This window comes from Paracidovorax citrulli (assembly GCF_900100305.1).
GTDB lineage: Bacteria > Pseudomonadota > Gammaproteobacteria > Burkholderiales > Burkholderiaceae_C > Paracidovorax > Paracidovorax citrulli.
The window spans coordinates 1-18,183 of the sequence record NZ_FNEY01000024.1 but is presented as its reverse complement, the minus strand read 5'-3'; the positions used below and the strand labels follow the sequence as shown (position 1 = coordinate 18,183).

The window sequence follows — 18,183 nt, the reverse complement described above, 5'->3', positions numbered from 1 at the left end:
TGCCTGCGGAGGATGGCCACGGCGCTGGCATGGGCGCTGCTGCCGGCCCTGCCGGGGACGGCGCACGCGGCAGCCCCGCTGATGATCTGGCCGGTGGATCCCGTCATCGCGGGCGAGCAGCGGGCGGTCGCGCTCTGGGTGGAGAACCGGGGGACCGAGCCGGTGGCCATGCAGGCCAGGGTGTTCGCCTGGCGCCAGGAAGAGGGCGATGACCGCTTCACGCCCCAGCAGGCGGTGGTGGCGAGCCCGCCCATCAGCCAGATCCCCCCGGGAGCGCGGCAGATGGTGCGGCTCATCGCGACCCAGCCCGTACCGCCCGGGCAGGAACAGGCCTTCCGGGTGCTGCTCGACGAATTGCCGACGCCCCCCGCTGCCCCGGGCACCACGCAGGGCGCCTCCCAGGCAGCGCCCCCCGCCCAGTTCGGCGTGCGACTGCAGATCCGCTACGCGATCCCGCTGTTCGTCTATGCCCCCGGCACGATGGGCCCGCGCATGCCCGCCACCTACGCGGACCTGCTGTCCGCGCTGTCCACGGGCGCCACGCTGGAGCCGGCCCTGCGCTGGAGCGTGGACCGCGGCCCGGACGGCAGGCAGCACCTCGTGGTCCGCAACACGGGGGCCGGCCATGCGCGGCTCACGGCCGTGCGCTGGCAGGCCCCGGGCCGGGAGGGGCCGGTCGTCACGCCGGGGCTGCTCGGCTACGTGCTGCCGCACAGCCAACGGCGCTGGGTGCTGGACCAGCCTCCCCCCGCGAAGCCGGAACTGCTTGCCACCGTCAACGGGCGCGAGGCGCCCCTGCCCCGTGCCGAGCCATGACACCGCGGGCCACCGCCCTGCCCCCGCGCGTGCCCACGGGCTGGCGGTGCTGCTGGCCTGCCTGCCCCAATGGCTGTCCGCAGGCGACCTTCCACCGCCGCCGTCCGCCACGGGCGTGTCCACGGAGGCCGCCGCCCTCTACCTGGAGGTGGAAGTGAACGGCCGGCCCGGGGAGGGTCTCGTCGCGGTCCGACAGCGCGGATCGCATTTCGAGATCGATGCGGCCACGCTGCGGCGCCTGCACGTGCAGACCGACGAGCCCGACGGCACGCCCGTGGCCGTGGACACCCTGCCGGGCGTTTCCGTGGCCTACGACAGCCTCGCGCAGCGCCTGCGCATCGACGTGCCGGCGCAGTGGCTGCCGATGCAGCGGCTGGCCGGAGAGTCGCCGGAGGATGTGGCCCTCTCCCGGGGCACCGGGCTGCTGATGAACTACGAGTTCTACGCCACGCGGACCCAGGGCCGCACGGCGGCCTCGCTGTGGTCGGAGCAGCGCTTTTTCGGCCTGCACGGAGTGGTTTCCCACACGGGCGTGCTGCGCCGCGTGGACGGCGGCGCCAGCAACGGCTACCTGCGCTACGACACCGCCTGGACGGACACCGATGCCGGCAGCGCCACGGCCTGGACGGCCGGGGACGTCATCACCGGCGCGCTGCCCTGGACCACGTCCGTGCGCCTGGGCGGGGTGCAATGGGCGCGCAATTTCGCCGCGCGGCCCGACCTGGTGACGTATCCGATGCCCGAGTTCGCCGGGCAGGCGGCCGTACCGTCGGCCGTGGACGTCTTCGTCAACGGCTTCCGCGCCGGCCGGCACACCGTGCAGCCCGGACCTTTCACGCTGGGGGAGCTGCCGGCCGTGAATGGCGCCGGCATGGCGTCCGTGGTCACCACCGATGCGCTGGGCCGTCAGGTGGTGACGTCCGTGCCGTTCTACGTCAGCAGCCAGCTGCTGCGGCCGGGGTGGACCGATTACTCGCTCTCGATCGGTGCGCTGCGGCGCGGCTACGGCGTGCGCAGCTTCGCCTACGGCCGGCCGCTGGCCGCGGGCGTGCTGCGGCGGGGCGTGACCGATGCGATCACGGTCGAGGCCCAGGCCCAGGCCGCCCGTGGCCTGGGCGTGCTGGGCGCGGGCGGGCTCATGCGCTGGGGCACCCTGGGCGTGTTCAGCGCTTCGCTCACCTACGGCCGCGCGGTACCCGGCGACACCGCGCTGCCGGACCGCAGCGGCGGCTGGCAGTGGAGCGCGGGCTACCAGTACAACACGCCGCGCGGCGGAATCTCGCTGCTGGAAACGCGGCGCCTGCACGGCTTCGGTGATGCCGCGGACTACGGCGGCAGCCTGCAGCCATCCCGCCTCAGCCGGCAGGTGAACGCGAGCCTGGTCGTCGGCTCCGCGTCGCTGGGCGCAGGATGGATCGATCTGCGCGGCGCGGGCGCGGAGCGCAGCCGGCTCGCCTATGCCAGCTACAGCACGCCCCTCGGGCGCGACGCCTTCTTTTCGCTGACGGCGGGCCGCACCGTCGAGACCGGAGAAACCCAGGTCCGCGCCCAGTTGACGTACCTGCTCGATCCGCTGCTGACGGCGCAGGCCGCCGCGGCGCACACCGGCGGGCGGACGCAGGGGGAAGCGGGGCTGCAGCGCAGCCTGCCGAGCAACGGCGGCTTCGGCTGGCGCATCGCCCAGACGCGCGGCGGCGGGCCCGCTGGCGGCGCGGGCGGCAACTACCGCCTCGCGAGCGCGCAATACCAGGGCCGGCATGGCATGGTGCAGGGCGGGCTCTTCGGCGCGGCCGCGGACACCACGCACTGGGCGGGTGCTTCGGGATCGCTGGGCGCCATGGACGGCTATGTGTTCGCCGCCAACCGCGTCACGGACGGCTTCGCGCTCGTATCGACGGACGGTGCGCCCGGCGTGCCGATCACGTTCAACCACCAATCCGTGGGACGCACCGACAGCCAGGGCTATCTGCTGGTTCCCAACGTGCCCGCCTACTATCCCGCGCGCTACGCGATCGACCCGCTGTCCCTCCCGCCGGACGTGCACACGCCCGCTCTGGAACGGCGCATAGCCGTGGCGCGGGGCACGGGCACGCTGGTGCGCATGCCGGTGCTGCGCATGCGCACGGCCACCCTGACGCTGGTGGACGCGGCCGGCGAGCCGCTGCCTCCGGGCAGCGCCGTCGTGCACGAGCAGGGCCAGGTACCCACGGTGGTGGGGTGGGACGGCGTGGTCTACCTGACGGCGCTGCACACGCGCAACACGCTCGCGGCCCGCATGCCCGACGGGCGGGAATGCCGGGCCGCCTTCGATGCGGCGGAGCACGCGGCGCAGCGCGACCTGCGCGTGGTCTGCCGCGAGGGCGGGGCGCCGCGTTCTTCCGTCAGCTCCGGGGGGGAGGCGCTGTGACCCGCGCAGCACGTCCGGCACGGAGGGCGCCGGGGGCCGCCCTGCCGCTGGCGGCAGCGGGGCTGCTGGCGGCCCTCTGCCGCACGGCATCGGCCGATTGCGTGAACAGCGAAACCGGCGGCAATCTCGGCACGGTGCCCTCGCAGCGGGTGCTCTCCGGCCCCGCCGTCACCACCACGGCGCAGTTCACGCTGGGGTGCGGGGGCATCGTGCTGTCCACGCTGGGCACGTCGACGGTGCAGGCGAAATTCTTGAGCCCCACGACCGGGCTCACGCTCAAGGACGGAACGAAGCCGGCCATTCCCTACCAGATCACCAACCTCGCGGGCGCCAGCTACACGCAGGGCGCGCTGGTGATCAATGCCAGCGGCGCGAACGTGATCGCGCTGCTGAGCAACAACACCGCGTCGCTGCCGCTGCGCGTCACCACCGCGGTCGGCGCGAACGTGCCCGCGGGCACCTACACGGACACCATCACCGTGAACTGGGCCTACGCCAACATCTGCGAAGGCCTGCTCGGCGTGGGTGGCATCTGCGTGGGCACGCCGCGCAATGGCAACGTGAACCGACTGCTGACCGTGCGGCTGGTGGTCACGAACGACTGCACCCTGTCCGCGCCGAACCTGCAGTTCGGCTCCGCGCCCCTGCCGGCGGCTTTCCCGGCGGTGTCCGGCAACATCTCGGTGGTCTGCACGCGCGGATTGTCCGTGACCGTGGGGCTCGGCCCGGGCGCCTATCCCTCGGGCGGCCGCAGGCAGATGGCCAGCGGCGCGAACCGGCTGGCCTACGACCTGTTCCGGGCCGACGGCAGCCTCTGGGGCACGGCCGCGGGCACGCGCACGGCCGGAACGGCCGTCACGGACGGCACCGCGCCCATCGTTCTGCCCTACACGGCGCGCATCTACGGCGACCAGACACCGCCGCCGCCCGGGGTGTACCAGGACAACGTGGTGGTGGACGTGCAGTACTGAACGGGCTCAGTGGTGGTGGCCGTGCCCGCCGTGCACATGGCGGTGGGCGACCTCATCGGCCGTGGCCGGCCGCACTTCGGTCACCTTGCAGGAAAAGCGCAGGGCCTGGCCCGCCAGGGGGTGGTTGCCGTCCAGGTGCACGACGGGGCCCTTGATCTTCACCACGTTGAAAAGCTGCGGCTGGCCGTCGTCGCCGACGCCGCGCAGCTGGCCGCCCACTTTCACGCCGGGCGGGAATTCGGTCTTGGGGATGGTGCGCACCAGGCTCTCGTCGCGCTCGCCGAAGGCGTCCGCCACCGCCAGCTCGACGGTGGTGGCGAAGCCGGGCGCCTGGCCGTCCAGCGCCGCCTCGACCTTCGGGAACAGGTTCTCGTAGCCGCCGTGCAGGTAGGCAACATGGCCCGAATCCAGCGGCTTGCCTTCGGGGCTGGTGATCTTGTAGCTCAGGGTGACGGCGGTGTCCTTGGAGATATTCATGGCGGCAGGGGCTGGCGGTACGGTGGAGTCGGAAGAAGAATGTGCGCCGATTGTCCCGCATCGCCGGCCGGCGGCGCACTCCGCCGGCCCCGCGCCCGGTGCGGGATCAGGTCGCGATCGCCTCGGGCACTTCGTCGGCGGCTTCGCCGGGCCGCCGCGCGAAGCGGCGCGGCTGCGGGCCGTGCACGGGCGCGCCGTCGCCCCAGGGCCAGCCGCCGAACTGCGTGCGGCGGTAGTCCGCCAGCGCCTGGTGGATCTGTGCCTCGGAGTTCATCACGAAGGGGCCGTACTGCACCACCGGCTCGCCCAGGGGGCGCCCCTGGAGCAGCAGGAACTCGGCGGCCTGTTCAGCGCTGCCGTTCACCAGTTCCACCGCGGCGCCCGCGCGCAGCTCCAGCGCGGCATGGCCCACGGCCTCGCCGGCCACGCGCACGCCCTCGCCCGCGAAGTGGTAGAGCATGCGCCGCGTGCCCTCTCCCGCCGCGGCGGGCAGGGTGTAACGCGCGCCGGGCGCGAGCCGCAGCGTCCAGATCGCCACGTCCGAGGCATCGCGCGCCGCCCAGGAGTGCGGGGGCGGTGCGAGCGGCTGTGCGCCCGCACCGGGCACCCGCCCGGCGATCACGGTCAGTTCGGTGCGGTGCCCGGCATCGTCGGTGGACACCAGGCGCGGGATGTCACCGGCCCAGAACATGGTGAAGTGCGGCGGCACCATCTTGTCCGCCGCGGGCAGGTTGAGCCAGATCTGGAACAGCTCGAGCGGGTTGGGCCGCTGCACGTCCAGCAGCGGGAACATTTCGGAATGCACGATGCCCTGGCCCGCGGTCAGCCACTGCACGTCGCCCTGCCCGAACCGGGCGGCGGCGCCCAGCGAGTCGGCATGGTCGATGAGGCCGGTGCGCACGATGGTCACGGTCTCGAAACCGCGGTGCGGATGGGGCGGGAAGCCGGGCACCTCGTCGCCGTGGTACATGCTCCAGCCGTCCTTGCGCGAGAAATCCTGCCCGATCTGCCGGCCCGTGAGCGGCGCATCGGGCCCCAGGCGGCCATTGCCGCGCGGATAGGCATCGTCGTGGTGGGCGCAGAAAAGGAACGGGTCCAGCGTGGGCCAGAGGGGGCCCAGGGGCTGGCTGCCGAGCAGGGGGGACGGGGTGGACATGCGTGGATTCTCCAGAAAAGCTCCGGAACACGTGGGGTTGTCCGCGGCAGTCCCAAGGCCCGGTGCCTGCAACGCACCGGCGCACGGATGGAACGATCGCCCCGCTCCACAGCGGCGTGCCGGGCGCCCTGGCCCGTCAATACAGGCGGGGGCGCTGGGCCGCGAATGGGTCCTGCAGCGGAAGCTCCAGTCCGCCGGACACGCCGTCGATGTCGCGATGCAGGAAAACCGCCACCGCGGTGCCTTGCGGCCATGGCGACGGATCGTCCGAGGTTCGAGCCCCTTGCGGCGCCGGTGCAACGAACACCGCGCACACCTCCGGATGCGCCAGGGCCTGCGGGTACTGCTGCGTATCGAAGGCCACTACCTGCAGACTGAACAGGCCCTGCATGCCGCTGCGGACATCCGATTCGCTGTACAGCAGATGGCGGCCGTATCCGTGTTCGCCCGCCGCGGAGGCCGCGTACACCGCGGGATCGAACCCCTGCGCCTGCAGCAGCGCGGGCAGTTCGCGGGCCAGGGCCGCGCGCAGGTCGCCGCCGTCCGCCCGGACCGCGCCGGCGCCCTCGCCCGACAGCCAGGACGCCAGGGCCGTATCCAATGTCCGCTGGTGCTGCTGGTGCGCGGCGAGGGCGGCGGGGCTGCCGGGCTGCGCGTACACCGCCGGCAGCAGCGCTTCGGCCCGGCCGAGCCAGCCCTGGTGCCCGTGCCACGTGCCGCGCGGCACGGCGGCGCCCACCATGGCATCCAGCGACAGGCTGCCGTCCGCGGAGCGGCTGGACGTGGCGATGCGGTAGGCCTCGGCCAGCAACGGATCGGGCGCATCGCCCGACGCTTCGAGCCGCTGCATGCCGGCCCTCCAGTAGTCGGCGCTCGGCCCGCCATAGTGCTTGCCGTCGCGCACGAATCCGCCTTCGCCCGCGATGAAGAAGGCCAGCCGCTCGGGGGTCAGCCCCGCCTCGTCGCCGAACGCGTGCCGCAGCGACTTGGCACCGTCGGGGTTGGTCTCGAACAGCAGCGCATGCACCGTGCTGCCATCCTGCAGCGTGACGGGTCGCACCGCCGGCTGGTACATCAGGCTGGAGCGGGGCCGGCCCTGGGCATCGGGCGGTGCGCGCAGGTCGGCCTCCGCGCCGATCTCGCGCGTCAGCAGCACGGTGAGCAATTCCTCCGCGCGATCGAAGGGCAGCTTCAGGAGCGTGCCGGGCACCTGCCCGCCAGGGGACGGCGCGATGGACGCCACGGCGCCGGGATGCTGCGGCCGGCCCCGGTATTCCGTGCTCGCCACGAAATCCATGCCGTAGTCGCCGATGCGCGCAGGGACCGTGTCACGGCCTTCCTGCACCTCGTCCTGGCTGGCCTTGCCCAGCTCCCGGTAGTTGTCGGTGCGCAGCGACCAGTGGCCGAACACGGGGATGAAATCGAGCCCTTCGGCCTCGACATGGCTGCGCAGCGCCTGCACCGCGGCCGCCAGCGCCTCCCGCTCCCGGGCGTTCAACCGCTGGCGCTGCGCGGGCGGCAGCATGGCGATGCGCTCCCAGGCCGCATCGGACAGGGCCGGGCGCGCCCCGGCGGCCATCGCACCCGCCGCACCTGTCACCGACGGCAACACGGCGGCACGCGGCCGCGGCGCGCCCGATGCCGACGCGGCCGCCGGAGCAGACCGCCGTGGTGCGCCGGACTCGGGCAGCCTGCCGGAGCGGCCCGACGTTGCGGAGGTGCCGGACGACGACGGGCTCCCGGCGCCGGCCGGGACGGCCGCGGCACGGGGGGAAGAAGGAGGCGTGATGGAAGGAGAGGAAACCATGATCGGAGAAAAGACATGAAGATGGGGAAACTGTACGGTTCCCTTCCATGGAATCCCGATCACCGGCCGAAGCCGGGACATGCAGCTCGAAGCCATGCACATGCCACGCGCTCCGGGATGTGGCTGAAAACTCGAAAAGCGGATATACGGGCAGCCATCCGACCACACCTCGCATAAGGATTTCCTCCTGCGGGGCCGCCTCCGGGACCGTCTCAGTCCGCGAGCGGCTGGATCAGCTCCGTGCGCCACCCGCCCGGGTCGCTGCCGGTTTCCGGCCCGGTGAGGTAGCGCTCCCACACGTCCTCCGCCGGCCGTACGCCCTGGGCACCGATCCACCGGTGGAATGTCTCCCACGCCTGCGGCAGGTCTTCATAACGTCCGCGGTACTCGGTGCGCGCCACGCGCATGGCCGGCCACTCGCCGGGCTGCAGGCCGCCGTCCGGCCCGGGGCCGACGGGCTTGTCCACGGGCACGCCGAGATGGAACTCGAAGGTGTCCGTCGGGCGGCGCAGATGGTGGGTGAAGAGCGGCCCGGCAGGAGAGACGCCCTGTGCGGCGAGCGCGTCCATCAGGGCGCGCACGCTCCGGCCCATGACCTGCTGGATTTCCTCGCGCGTGCACGACACGGGCCACAGCGCGGCCGGCTGCGCCTCCATCTGGACGATGCGGGGGGTTTCGATCATGGGGACACCTCCTGGGAAGAACCGCCGGCCTCCGGGACGTCGGCACGCGCGGGGGGAACCATCTGCACCTGGCGCACGGGCACGCCGAACTGCACGCCCAGCGTACCCAGCTCGCGCAGGATCGCGAGATTGATGGCCTGCTGCACGTCCATGTAGGCGTTGTAGCCCGCGTCCAGCACGATATAGACCACCTCGTATTCGAGCGCATTGGCGCCGAAGCCCTTGAGGTGCGCGCGGTCGAAGCGCACCTTGTCCTGCGCCTCGATGATGCGCTGCACCGCCCGGGCGACGGCCTCGGCCTGCGCCGCGGTGGTGGCGTAGCTCACGGAGAAGGTGAAGACGATGCGCCGCTCCTGCAGGTAGCGGTAGTTGTTGATGGTCTGCTTGAGCAGGTCGGTGTTGGACATCACGATCTGCTCGCCGCCCAGGCTGCGGATGCGCGTGGTCTTCACGCCGATGCGCTGCACCGTGCCCGCCACGCTGCCCACCACGATGAAATCGCCCACTTCGAAGGGCTTGTCCACCGCGATGGCCAGCGAGGCGAAAAGATCGCCCAGCACGTTCTGCACGGCCAGGGCGATGGCGATGCCGCCCACGCCCAGGCTCGCCACGAAGGCCGTGATGTTGACCCCGAGATTGGCGAGCATCGCCAGCACGATGGTGGCCCATAGCAAGGTGCGCAACCCCCAGGACATCAGCGTTCCCGAGGCGCTCACCTGCACCGACGGCGCCCCCAGGTGCCGCGCCTCATAGCGCCGGATGGCGATGCCGATCGCGCGCGTTCCCCACAGCGCCATCTGCAGCGCCAGCGCGATGAACCAGAGCTGCCCCACGCGCGCCTGCCAGCGCGGCGCCAGGTCCAGCATGCCCACGCCGACCAGCAGCGCCACCAGCAGGATCAGCAGGTGGCTGGTGCCGCCCAGCACTTCGGCGGCCACGGCCGCCACGCTGCCCGCCCCTTCGCGCCCCTGCGCCGCGCGCGCCTCGGCGAGCCGCCGGGTGCGCCGCTGCGCCACGCCCAGCAGCAGCGTGATGCCCAGGTACACGCCCAGCGCCGAGGCGACGGCCAGCGCGATGCTCGACAGCGAGAGGCCCCAGACGGTTTCGTCGCGGAGCCAGGACAGGAGGGAGGCGGTGGAGGGGGCGTCGTTCAGCATGCAGCTCCTTGCTCGATGGCCCGCCCCGCCTCCCTCGATAGGGAGATGCCGGAGCGGCGTCGGTGGAAGAAAAAAGTGGAAAAGGAAAGGAAAGGAATGCGGCAGCGACCCGTGGCCGGGCCGGCCCCGCGGCCCGGTTCAGGATGGTAGCGGTACCTGGAAGCCAGGCCGCTGCGGCGCTATCGCGGCCGGCTCAGACATCGGCCGCGATGGCCGGCTCGCCCTTGCCCAGGGCATCCAGGGTCACGTGGATCTGCGAAGCGTCGATGAGATCGGGCCGCTCGCCTCCCACGTCGGCCAGTGCGGTGAACTGGCCGTCGAGGAACAGGAAGGTGACCGCACCCACGATGGCGGCCAGCGCGTGCTCGGGCGATTCGAAGCCGCCCGCGGCGATCTTCTCGTCGGCATCGAGCTGGTAGGCATAGCCGGCGCCGTCGCGGTCCAGCCGGCCCAGGTCGATGAGCTTGTCCTTCACGTTGCTCGCATAGACCCGGCCGTTGGCCGCATAGAACGTGAAAGGCACGGCGGTGGGCGCGGCAGCGGCAGCGCGGACGCCGGCGGTGGGGGCGGAAGACTTCATGGCGTGTGTCCTGTGCTGGTGGTGCCGCTGCGCCGTGGGGCGTTCGGGGGGGGGAGCAGCCGGAACCGGCATGCGGCGGGCGGGCCGCGCGGCAGCGGCTGGAGCCATCCTAGGCATGCATCGCGCCAGCGGGTGTAGGAGGAGGCCCCACACGGCCGGCGCTGACCTTGCCCCGCCGTCAGTGCGGGGCCGGTTCCTGCCGGACCTGCGCGCGGGACGCTTCCGCCAGGGCCGCCACTTCGGGCGGAGACCACCGGTAGCCCGGACTGAGCACATCGCGGTCCGCACGATAGCCCTTCCAGTCGATGCGCAGCAACTGCACCAGCGTATGGCCCGCCCAGTCCGCGCGCAGTGGACGCCGGTCCAGCCCCTGCGGGGCCAGCGGCGCACGGCCGTTGTGCCACACGATGGCCGGAATGCGGTAGCCCGCCGGCGTGGCCGGGCTGTGCCCGGCCCAGTTGGCGCCGTGCCCCACTTCCTGTCCATGGTCGGAGAGGTACATGAAGGCCCGGTAGCCGCCCGGCGTGCCGCCTTCGCGGGTACGCCGCAGGACGGTGGAGACGATGCCGTCGTGGTAGAGCACCGCCGCGTCGTATTCCTCGCGCCGGTCGCGCAGCCAGGCCGGCCGGCCGGCGCGTTCCAGCATCGCGTCCACCGCATCCGGCCGGTCGTCGAAGGGATTGGCGCCCTCGGGGAAGCGCAGGTCGTAATGCGGGTGCGCGCCCATGAGATGCAGCACGAGCAGCTTGCGCGGCGCGGGATCGGCCAGCGCTTCCTCCAGGCCATCGAGCACTTCGCCGTCGAGCGACGCCCCGGAGCGGCCGGGCGTGCGGTTGTTCATCTCGGTGATGTCCGCCATGCGCGCGTGCATCTGCTCGATGCCCACGTCGTCGTGATTGCTCATCCACCAGACCTTGTAACCGGCCGCGCGCGCGATGGCCAGCGCATGGTGGGGGTGTGCCGCATCGGGTTCGCCGAAGCGGAAGAAATTGCGCAGCGCGGGCAGCGTGGTCGCATCGGCCGACCAGGCCTGGCGGAAGGCCGTGAACGCCTCGCCCAGCACTGCCTGCTGCGCCTGCAGCCCCGGCGTGGTGGGCCGGGCATAGCCGTAGAGCGACATGTTGTCGCGGTTCACGCTGTCGGAGATCACGAGCACCACGAGCGCGGGCCCGTCCTCGGCCATGGAAGGGGCATCGGCGCGCGCGCGTTCGAGCAGCGCCTGCCGCGCGCCCTGCTGCCCGGCCCAGTCGGCGCGCACGTGCTCGACCTTGTCGCCCCACTGCGTCCAGAAAAGCACCGGGTGCAGCCGCCGCCAGGGCTTGCTGGCATAGGCCGCGGCACCCGGCAGCATCACCGCGCCGCCCAGCCCCCACAGGGCCGCGCGGCGGGCGCGCGACGGCGGCCGGGGCCGTTCCCGGGCCGGCGGCTGCGGGCTGCGCAGCCCCCGCGCCAGGCAGACGGCCAGCACCGCCGCCACGGCCGTCACACCGGATACCGCCAGCAGCGCGGCGCGCCAGTGCATGCGCAGGTACTCCGCGCCCTCGCGCGCATTGGTGTTGGCCACGGCACCCAGCACCATCGCGCTGTCCGGCGCGGCCTGGTAGGCGTCCAGCAGGTAGGCGCGCGCCACACCGTCGAGCGCGAACGCCATCGCCCAGGCCCACAGCAGCGCAGACCGCAGGCGATGCACCCAGGCGCGGCGCACGGGCAGGAAAAGCCAGGCGAAGGGGGGCGCGGCCAGCGCCACGAGCTGCGCCACGCGCTTGCCGTCGTGGCCCAGCACGATCAGGCCCAGGGCCAGCAGGCAAACCAGTACCAGGGAGAACCATGCGCTGCGCAGCAGCGCATGCCCACGGGACACGAACCAGGAGAGCGAAAACACCATGGGAGGGCGGTCTGTCGCGGGCCCCGGCACGGCCCGGACCCGCAAAAACGCGGCATTGTGCCGCGCCTGCAATGCCCCCTCGACACGGTCGAGGTATTGATGAGTTGCAGCCGCCCCGGAGCAGCCGGTACGGTCAGTGGGTCAGCGCCGCTGGCGCCCGGCCCACCAGCCGTAGGCGATGCCCGCCACGCCCAGGGCCACCACCAGCCCCACCGCGCCGGCGCGGCGCTTGCGGTGGCCGCCCGCCACCGCCGTGCCCTGCGAGGGCGCGAAGAGATTGCCGTCGCTTTCGGGCTCCGGCCGCGCCCGCGCGAGGCCCCAGTCGGAGAGGCAGCGCATCCAGCGCGCCACGGTGTCCGGCGCCACCGCATGCGCCACCCGGCCGGGCAGCGCGCCCAGGCCCATCCAGGTCACGGAGCGCGGACGCAGGGCCCTCGACAACCCCACCACGGTTTCGGCGACCCGGTGCGGATCGACCATCGGCAGCGGCGGCCGGATGCGCCGGCCCGTGTAGTTGGCGCCATGCGAGAGGCCGGGCGAATCGACGAAGGTCGGCGCCACGTCGCAGACATGCACGTGCGGCAGATCGGACACCTCGGCGCGCAGGCTCTCGGACAGGCCCCGCAGGCCGAACTTGCTGGCGGTGTAGGCCGCGGCGTAGGGCGCCGGCACCCAGCCGCCTATGGAGATCAGGTTGATGAGCCGCCCCACCCCGCGCTCGCGGAAATGCGGCAGCACGGCGTGCGCGCCGTGCAGGTGCCCCAGCAGGTTGGCCTCCAGCACCCGGCGGTGGGCCTCCACCGGCACCTCGTCGAAGCGGCCTATCGCGCCCACGCCCACGCCGTTCACCCAGACGTCGATGCGGCCGAAATGCCGCAGCGCCTTCTGCGCAAGCACGCGCACCGCGGAGGCATCGGTCACGTCGGTGGGCACGCCGATGGCATGGCCGCCGGCCTTGCGGCAGGCCAGCGCCACGGGGGCCAGCGTATCGGGATTGCGCGATGCCAGCACCAGGCAGGCCCCGCGCCGCGCGAAGGCCAGCGCGATGGCATGGCCGATGCCGCTGGAGGCACCGGTGATGACCACCACCGGATGCTCGGGCACGTGGGCGGCGTCGGCCGCCCGGGCCTGCGTGTCCGCGTCGGCCGTCTCGGGATCGGAGGAAGAGGGATCTTCGCGCAGGGCGCGATCGGGATCGTCGGAAAGGGGCATGGAGATATCCTGCAAAAGCGATGCCCGGCCCTTGTGGCCGGGCTCTTGCCCCGGTTGTAGGCCATGCGGCGGCACGGCCGCGTAGGACGATGCCGGACGCACCCTCGCGCCGCCGCTCCGGATCAGTAGCCGTTGTCCAGCGCTTCCTGGGCAGCCCTGCGCTCGGCATCGTCGGCGGCCCTGCGCTCGGCGGCGGTGGTCGGGATACCGTCCATCATGCCCATGCCACCCATCCGGCGGAGGGCGCGATCGGCATCGCGCACCATGGCGTCGAGCGCGGCGTAGTTCTCGAAACCGCGCAGCACGGACTCCAGCTCCTGGCGTGCCGCGAGCGGCAGCTCGTGCTGCTTCAGTGCCGTCCTGAGGGTTTGGGCCTTCCCGGCCAGATCGCTGACGGGGCCGAACTGCGCCTGCGCGCTGCGCAGGGCGGCGGCATTGCTGCGCAGTGCCTGGGCCTGAAGGCGCAGCTCGCCCGCATGGCGCAGGGAGCGCGAGTCCACCAGAGCCGGCGCACCGGAGAATCCCCGCAGTGCCTGCATCTGCCGGGCACCGCCGCGGTCCGCGCCACTGAGGATATTGCTCATCAGAATGACGCCGGCCCGCTCCTGCTTGAGCGCGTTGATGGCAACCTCGGCGGCAGAGTAATCCTCGTCCGTTTCGGCGGAATCACGCGCGTTGGTCAGGTCATAGAGCTTGCGGCTCGACGCCTTCACCTGCTCCTGCAAATCGGCCGCGGCATCCGCGACCTCGTCCGCATGCGACCTGCGCACCGGCCCGGCAGGCGCCGGCTGGTACCCCGTGCGCAGGGGGGCGGCCTTAGTGGGCGATGCCGCATGCGCCGCGGCCGATGCCGGAGAGGCCATCGCCGCGATGTGCTGCAGGCCGACCGGCCCGGAGGCCGGCCGGGCCTGGGCCTGGGGCCGGGCCTGGGGCCGGGCCTGGGCCTGGGTGAAATGCGGTTGCGGCATGGCAGGGCCATGGGATGCCAGGGGCCGCTGCGGGGCCGGCCGCGTCGGTGCGGGCCGTGACGGCGGCGCGGCATGGCCCTGCGGCGCGGAATACCTCGCCGCTCCAGGGCGCGCCGGATTGCGCGGGGCCATCGGCGTGGGCCCCTGCCGTCCGTGCCGCGCGCCCAGGCCCTCGGGCTGGACGTGCTGGCCCGATCCGGCATGCGGACGGGTGGAAGAGTTCTTCGCCAGGCCGGTCAAGTGGCCCAGGCCGCTTTGGAGCCGCTTGGCCCCTTGGGAAAGTAATCGTGAGACGGACATCATTGCGCTCCGGGAACGCGAGGCACGGCGGGAGCGGCCAGATACCGCCCCTCACCGCAGGATCGCAGTGGGAATGCCCCAGCATGCGCTTGCGCCCCGCACGCCGGCCGCCAACGCACGAAACGATGCCCGGTCGCGCGAAGGCATGCCGCCCCCGTGCCGGCCGCCGTCAGGCCATGATCGCCAGCAGCCCCACGGCCAGCCCGGCCAACGCCATCGCACCGAGCATGAGCAACCCGTCGCGCGCCATCACCGACAGGCCGAACATCGCTACCGCCGACATGGGCGCGGAACTGGCGAACGGCACGAGCTCCAGCGGCGGCACCGTGCAGGCCAGCGCGATGCAGCCGGCCGCCGCCACGCGGATGAACACACCGCCCGTCAGCACGCACAGCCGCCCGTGGAACCAGCGGTCGGCGCGTTCCGCCCAGGGACGCAATGCGCGCACCGCACGCGACAGCCGCGCCGCGCCGAGGCTGCGCCGGGCCAGGAAGCCCGGGACCCACACATGGCGGCGGCCCACGAGCATCTGCGCCGCGAACAGCACCACCACGCACGCGAGCGCCGTCGGCACTCCGGGCACCGCGCCCACCGGCGACAGCTCCAGCAGGGCCGGCACCACGAGCAGCGGACCGTAGCTGCGGCGGCCGAACGCCGCCACCATATCCTCTACGCGCACTACGCCGGCCCGCCCGGCCAGCGCCGCCATCTGGTCGAGGATGTCCGTCAGGCTCTCGGCATGCACCACGTGCGCCGGCAGGGGCGCGTTGGCGGCACGGGCGGAGGCGGCCCGGTCCGGAGCGGCGGAGAGGTTCGAAGGATCGATGCTGCGTTTCATGGGCGGGCGCGAGGGGGACGGGTGCGCGGCCCTGCGCGGGCGGGCACGCGACCCGGCGGCGGCAGGCACCTTGTCCCACTGTGCAGCCCGCACGCTCCGGTGCGCTGTAGGACGGCTCCGCCCGGTCCCGCCAGCCCGTGCGGCGCTGTCAGGTCTGCGGCGCCACCACCATCCAGGACACGCCGAAACGGTCGGCCACCATGCCGAAGGCGGGCGAGAAGAACGCCGGACCCAGCGGCACCTGCACCTGCCCGCCTTCGCCCAGCGCGGTGAAGACGCGCTGCGCATCGGCCGCATCGGCCGGCGTGATCGCCAGCGAGATGCCTTCGAAGCGGGGCTGCCCGCCGCACATGCCGTCCGAAGCCAGCACGTGGGTTTCGCCGATGCGGAACTCGGCATGCATCACCTTGTCGGGCGACGGCGCGGGCGCCCCCGGCGCGCCGCCGCAGGTGCCTTCCTGGGGTGGATCGGGGTTGTCCTTGAAGCGCAGCAGCATGGTGACCTCGGCGCCCAGCGCCTTCTGGTAGAAGGCCAGCGCCTCCTCGCAGCGGCCGTCGAAGAAAAGGTACGGTTGGATTTTCATGGGGTCTCCTCGGCTGGGGGGCCATCCATATGTGAACACCGTCCACAAAGGTAGCAGAGACAATGGACACTGTCCACATCGCAAACGCCATGGCCTCTTCCACCCCGCCATCCGCCACCACCCCCCGCGCCACCTACCGCCACGGCGACCTGCGCCGCGCCCTGCTCGATGCCGGGCTGGAACTGGCGCGCCAGGGTCGCCCCGACGCCGTCGTGCTGCGCGAGGCCACCCGGCGCGCGGGCGTGGCGCCCAACGCGGCCTACCGCCATTTCGCGAGCCGGCAGCACCTGCTGGACGCCGTGCGCTCCGCCGCCGTGGCCGCCATGGCCGTGTTCATGGAAGAAGAGCTCGCCAACGTGCCCGAGGACGCCCCGGCCGCGGAGCGGGCCTACGGCAAGGTGCGCGCCGTCGGCCGGGGCTACCTGCGCTTCGCCCAGTCGGAAACCGGGCTGTTCCGCATGGCGTTCGGGCAACCCTTCACGGTGGAGAGCGAACCCGATCCCGACAAAGGCGGTGCCAGCGGGCTCAACCCCTTCGAGCACCTGGGCGCGGCCCTCGACGACCTCGTGGCCGCCGGTGCCCTGCCCGCCGAACGCCGGCCCGGCGCGGAATACCTCGCCTGGTCCACCGTGCACGGCATGGCCTTCCTCGCCATCGACGGCCCCCTGCGCAGCGCCCCCGAAGCGCTGCGCGAGGCGCTGGCGCAGCGGCTGCTCGACATGGTGGAGCGGGGGCTGTAGGGGAGCGCCCGGGGGCGGTCGGGCTCAGGCGCGCCAGAACTGCCACCAGCGGCGGGCGGGTGCAGGTGCAGCAGCGGATTCCTGATGATGCGCGGGGTACCGGGCACGCAACTGCGCCACCGCCTCGGCACGGGAAAGCTGCGCGAGCGCCTGCGCTGCCGGGTGGTGCGCCGCGCAGAAACAGGCCAGTCCTTCGGGATGCCCCAGGCCGGATGCCTCGGCGCCTGCGTAGTCGATGAACTGCACCCAGGCCCCTCGCGGACCCCTGCGGTCCGCCTCTTCGGCTCCCGAGGTACCGCACACCGGACAGACTGCAGGGTTCATCGTCCGGGCTCCGGGGCCGTCACGAACGTCCGCCCCACATGGGCGAGTGCGATGCGATCAAGGCGCCGGCTTCTGCACGAAGTCCACGCGCAGGCCACGCTCCGTCACCGTGATGGGCCCGGGCTGCATGCCCAGCCCGTCGGCCAGCGCCAGGTCCTGCGGACGCAGGGTGTGCAGCACCACCTCGCCGAGCGATTGCGTGGCCAGCTGCTGCGCGTAGGCGTTGAGCATCTCGGAGGCGGACGACCGGAGCCCTTCGATGCGCAGCGAATTGACGTGGATCTGCTGGGCGCGCAGCGTGCGGTCGGAGGGCTCGTAGCGCAGCCCGAAATCCACGTCGAGCGAGCCGGAGGCATCGCGTGCGCCATCGGACACCGCCAGCCCTGAAGCGACAACGGGCAGCACCGCGTTGATGCGGTTCTGCGCCGGCAGCAGGCGCAGCGCGGGCACCTGCACCTCCAGGTTCAGCAGTCCGCCGAGCCGGTAGCGGCGCGGCAGCTTTTCGGCCAGGGCATCCTGGATCTGCGGCGTGGTGATGGTGTAGGAGGGCTGGGCCTGCGCGGGCGGCGTGACCAGCGCCGCGCCCAGGCCCACGGCGCCGGACACCAGTGCGACTGCGCGGCAGAAGGCGCGCCGGGAGGGCTGCACGGGCCCGGTCAGAAAAGAGGAAATCGGCATGCGTGGATTTTCAGCGGCACGGCCAGGGGCGGGGCTGTTGAGGACGTAACACTTGGTTGTCGTACCTGCTCGAAGGTCATGGATGACCGAAGTCGAGTTCCATCTGTGCGCCGGGCAACGAAGGATCAACCCGGCGGAGCAGCAGCTTGCGAGCACAAACCATCCGCAACGCCATCACTGCGACGTAATAGGCAAGCGACAGAAAAAACCCCGCCCATATCGCCAGGTAGATCCATTGCTTTTTGAGCGCCTTGTCCACATAGAGCGTGTTATGAACTTCCCGCCGCAGCCAGCACCCGTGCGGCTGCAGGCAACATGAGCACGGCAAAGACCAGGAAATGCAGCCCGCCGAGCACTTCGGGTAGGCGCTCGTAGTCCCGCGTGAGTCTGCGGAATCTCGCCAGCCACCCGAAGCTGCGCTCTACCACCCAGCGCCGGGGCAGCAGCACGAAGCCCTTTTTCGCTTCGGGCAGCTTCACGATCTGCAGATCGATGCCGTTGTCCCTTGCAGCCTCTGCTGCCACCTCGCCCGTATAGCCCTGGTCCGCCCAGCCCAGCTTCACCGAGTGGCCCGTGGCCTGCTGTACGTCTCCGCACAGAC

At 72.4% G+C, this 18,183-nt stretch carries 20 protein-coding genes; 5 read left to right on the top strand and 15 right to left on the bottom strand.

Annotated elements, in window-relative coordinates:
- Positions 1–12 precede the first annotated feature (12 nt).
- From BLR99_RS15720 to BLR99_RS15710, 3 genes are read left to right on the top strand one after another with little or no spacing between them, the layout of a single operon-like run.
- Positions 13–816: a fimbrial biogenesis chaperone gene (locus tag BLR99_RS15720; RefSeq protein WP_228193939.1), complete on the top strand. Its 804-nt coding sequence runs from the start codon at positions 13–15 to the stop codon at positions 814–816.
- Positions 803–3,223, top strand: coding sequence for a fimbria/pilus outer membrane usher protein (locus BLR99_RS15715; RefSeq protein WP_048857306.1), 2,421 nt, complete (start codon positions 803–805; stop codon positions 3,221–3,223). Before BLR99_RS15720 ends, BLR99_RS15715 begins: the two co-directional genes overlap by 14 nt.
- Positions 3,220–4,194 (top strand): Csu type fimbrial protein, encoded by a 975-nt coding sequence (locus BLR99_RS15710; RefSeq protein ID WP_011797607.1) that lies wholly within the window; start codon positions 3,220–3,222, stop codon positions 4,192–4,194. Before BLR99_RS15715 ends, BLR99_RS15710 begins: the two co-directional genes overlap by 4 nt.
- Positions 4,195–4,200: 6 nt before the next feature.
- Here the strand turns inward: BLR99_RS15710 and BLR99_RS15705 are convergent, their stop codons facing one another.
- From BLR99_RS15705 to BLR99_RS15695, 3 genes are all read right to left on the bottom strand, one after another.
- Positions 4,201–4,671, bottom strand: a complete 471-nt coding sequence (locus BLR99_RS15705; RefSeq protein WP_011797608.1) for an FKBP-type peptidyl-prolyl cis-trans isomerase — start codon at positions 4,669–4,671, stop codon at positions 4,201–4,203.
- Positions 4,672–4,777: 106 nt separating this feature from the next.
- On the bottom strand, positions 4,778–5,827 hold the full coding sequence (locus BLR99_RS15700; RefSeq protein ID WP_011797609.1) for a pirin family protein: 1,050 nt from the start codon (positions 5,825–5,827) through the stop codon (positions 4,778–4,780).
- Positions 5,828–5,963: 136 nt separating this feature from the next.
- Positions 5,964–7,352, bottom strand: coding sequence for a gamma-glutamylcyclotransferase (locus BLR99_RS15695; RefSeq protein WP_116212606.1), 1,389 nt, complete (start codon positions 7,350–7,352; stop codon positions 5,964–5,966).
- Here BLR99_RS15695 and BLR99_RS22655 point away from each other — a divergent pair.
- Entirely contained in the window at positions 7,351–7,653 is a 303-nt protein-coding gene (locus BLR99_RS22655; protein WP_133246134.1) for a hypothetical protein, read from the top strand. The two genes, BLR99_RS15695 and BLR99_RS22655, sit on opposite strands and share 2 nt — an antisense overlap.
- A gap of 193 nt (positions 7,654–7,846) precedes the next feature.
- On the opposite strand, the gene BLR99_RS15690 is transcribed toward BLR99_RS22655, so the two are convergent.
- The 8 genes from BLR99_RS15690 to BLR99_RS15655 form a co-directional block, all read right to left on the bottom strand.
- On the bottom strand, positions 7,847–8,317 hold the full coding sequence (locus BLR99_RS15690) for a GyrI-like domain-containing protein (RefSeq protein WP_011797611.1): 471 nt from the start codon (positions 8,315–8,317) through the stop codon (positions 7,847–7,849).
- Positions 8,314–9,474 carry a mechanosensitive ion channel family protein gene (locus BLR99_RS15685; RefSeq protein ID WP_011797612.1) on the bottom strand — a complete coding sequence of 387 codons (1,161 nt, stop codon included), beginning with the start codon at positions 9,472–9,474 and terminating at the stop codon, positions 8,314–8,316. The genes BLR99_RS15690 and BLR99_RS15685 overlap by 4 nt, the downstream gene beginning before the upstream one ends.
- 193 nt (positions 9,475–9,667) lie before the next feature.
- On the bottom strand, positions 9,668–10,054 hold the full coding sequence (locus BLR99_RS15680) for a hypothetical protein (protein ID WP_011797613.1): 387 nt from the start codon (positions 10,052–10,054) through the stop codon (positions 9,668–9,670).
- 178 nt (positions 10,055–10,232) lie between these two features.
- On the bottom strand, positions 10,233–11,939 hold the full coding sequence (locus BLR99_RS15675; RefSeq protein WP_074687359.1) for a phosphoethanolamine transferase: 1,707 nt from the start codon (positions 11,937–11,939) through the stop codon (positions 10,233–10,235).
- A 141-nt stretch (positions 11,940–12,080) separates the two neighbouring features.
- Complete coding sequence (locus tag BLR99_RS15670; protein WP_011797615.1) at positions 12,081–13,151, bottom strand: SDR family oxidoreductase; 1,071 nt, start codon at positions 13,149–13,151, stop codon at positions 12,081–12,083.
- Positions 13,152–13,273: 122 nt separating this feature from the next.
- Positions 13,274–14,119, bottom strand: a complete 846-nt coding sequence (locus tag BLR99_RS15665; RefSeq protein WP_233427235.1) for a hypothetical protein — start codon at positions 14,117–14,119, stop codon at positions 13,274–13,276.
- 469 nt (positions 14,120–14,588) lie between these two features.
- On the bottom strand, positions 14,589–15,257 hold the full coding sequence (locus tag BLR99_RS15660; protein WP_011797617.1) for an exopolysaccharide biosynthesis protein: 669 nt from the start codon (positions 15,255–15,257) through the stop codon (positions 14,589–14,591).
- Positions 15,258–15,405: 148 nt separating this feature from the next.
- Entirely contained in the window at positions 15,406–15,840 is a 435-nt protein-coding gene (locus BLR99_RS15655; protein ID WP_011797618.1) for a VOC family protein, read from the bottom strand.
- Between the two features lie 89 nt (positions 15,841–15,929).
- On the opposite strand from BLR99_RS15655, the gene BLR99_RS15650 reads away from it, so the two are divergent.
- The gene (locus BLR99_RS15650) at positions 15,930–16,580 is read left to right on the top strand and encodes a TetR/AcrR family transcriptional regulator (protein WP_233427234.1); all 651 of its coding nucleotides are present in this window, start codon (positions 15,930–15,932) and stop codon (positions 16,578–16,580) included.
- Positions 16,581–16,604: 24 nt separating this feature from the next.
- On the opposite strand, the gene BLR99_RS15645 is transcribed toward BLR99_RS15650, so the two are convergent.
- From BLR99_RS15645 to BLR99_RS15635, 4 genes are all read right to left on the bottom strand, one after another.
- Positions 16,605–16,904 (bottom strand): hypothetical protein, encoded by a 300-nt coding sequence (locus tag BLR99_RS15645; RefSeq protein WP_133246136.1) that lies wholly within the window; start codon positions 16,902–16,904, stop codon positions 16,605–16,607.
- A 57-nt stretch (positions 16,905–16,961) separates the two neighbouring features.
- Complete coding sequence (locus BLR99_RS15640; RefSeq protein WP_011797620.1) at positions 16,962–17,582, bottom strand: hypothetical protein; 621 nt, start codon at positions 17,580–17,582, stop codon at positions 16,962–16,964.
- A gap of 76 nt (positions 17,583–17,658) precedes the next feature.
- Positions 17,659–17,841: a hypothetical protein gene (locus tag BLR99_RS22650; RefSeq protein ID WP_017440775.1), complete on the bottom strand. Its 183-nt coding sequence runs from the start codon at positions 17,839–17,841 to the stop codon at positions 17,659–17,661.
- A gap of 10 nt (positions 17,842–17,851) precedes the next feature.
- On the bottom strand, positions 17,852–18,183 hold a 332-nt coding region (locus BLR99_RS15635; protein WP_139160167.1), incomplete at its 5' end, for a transposase.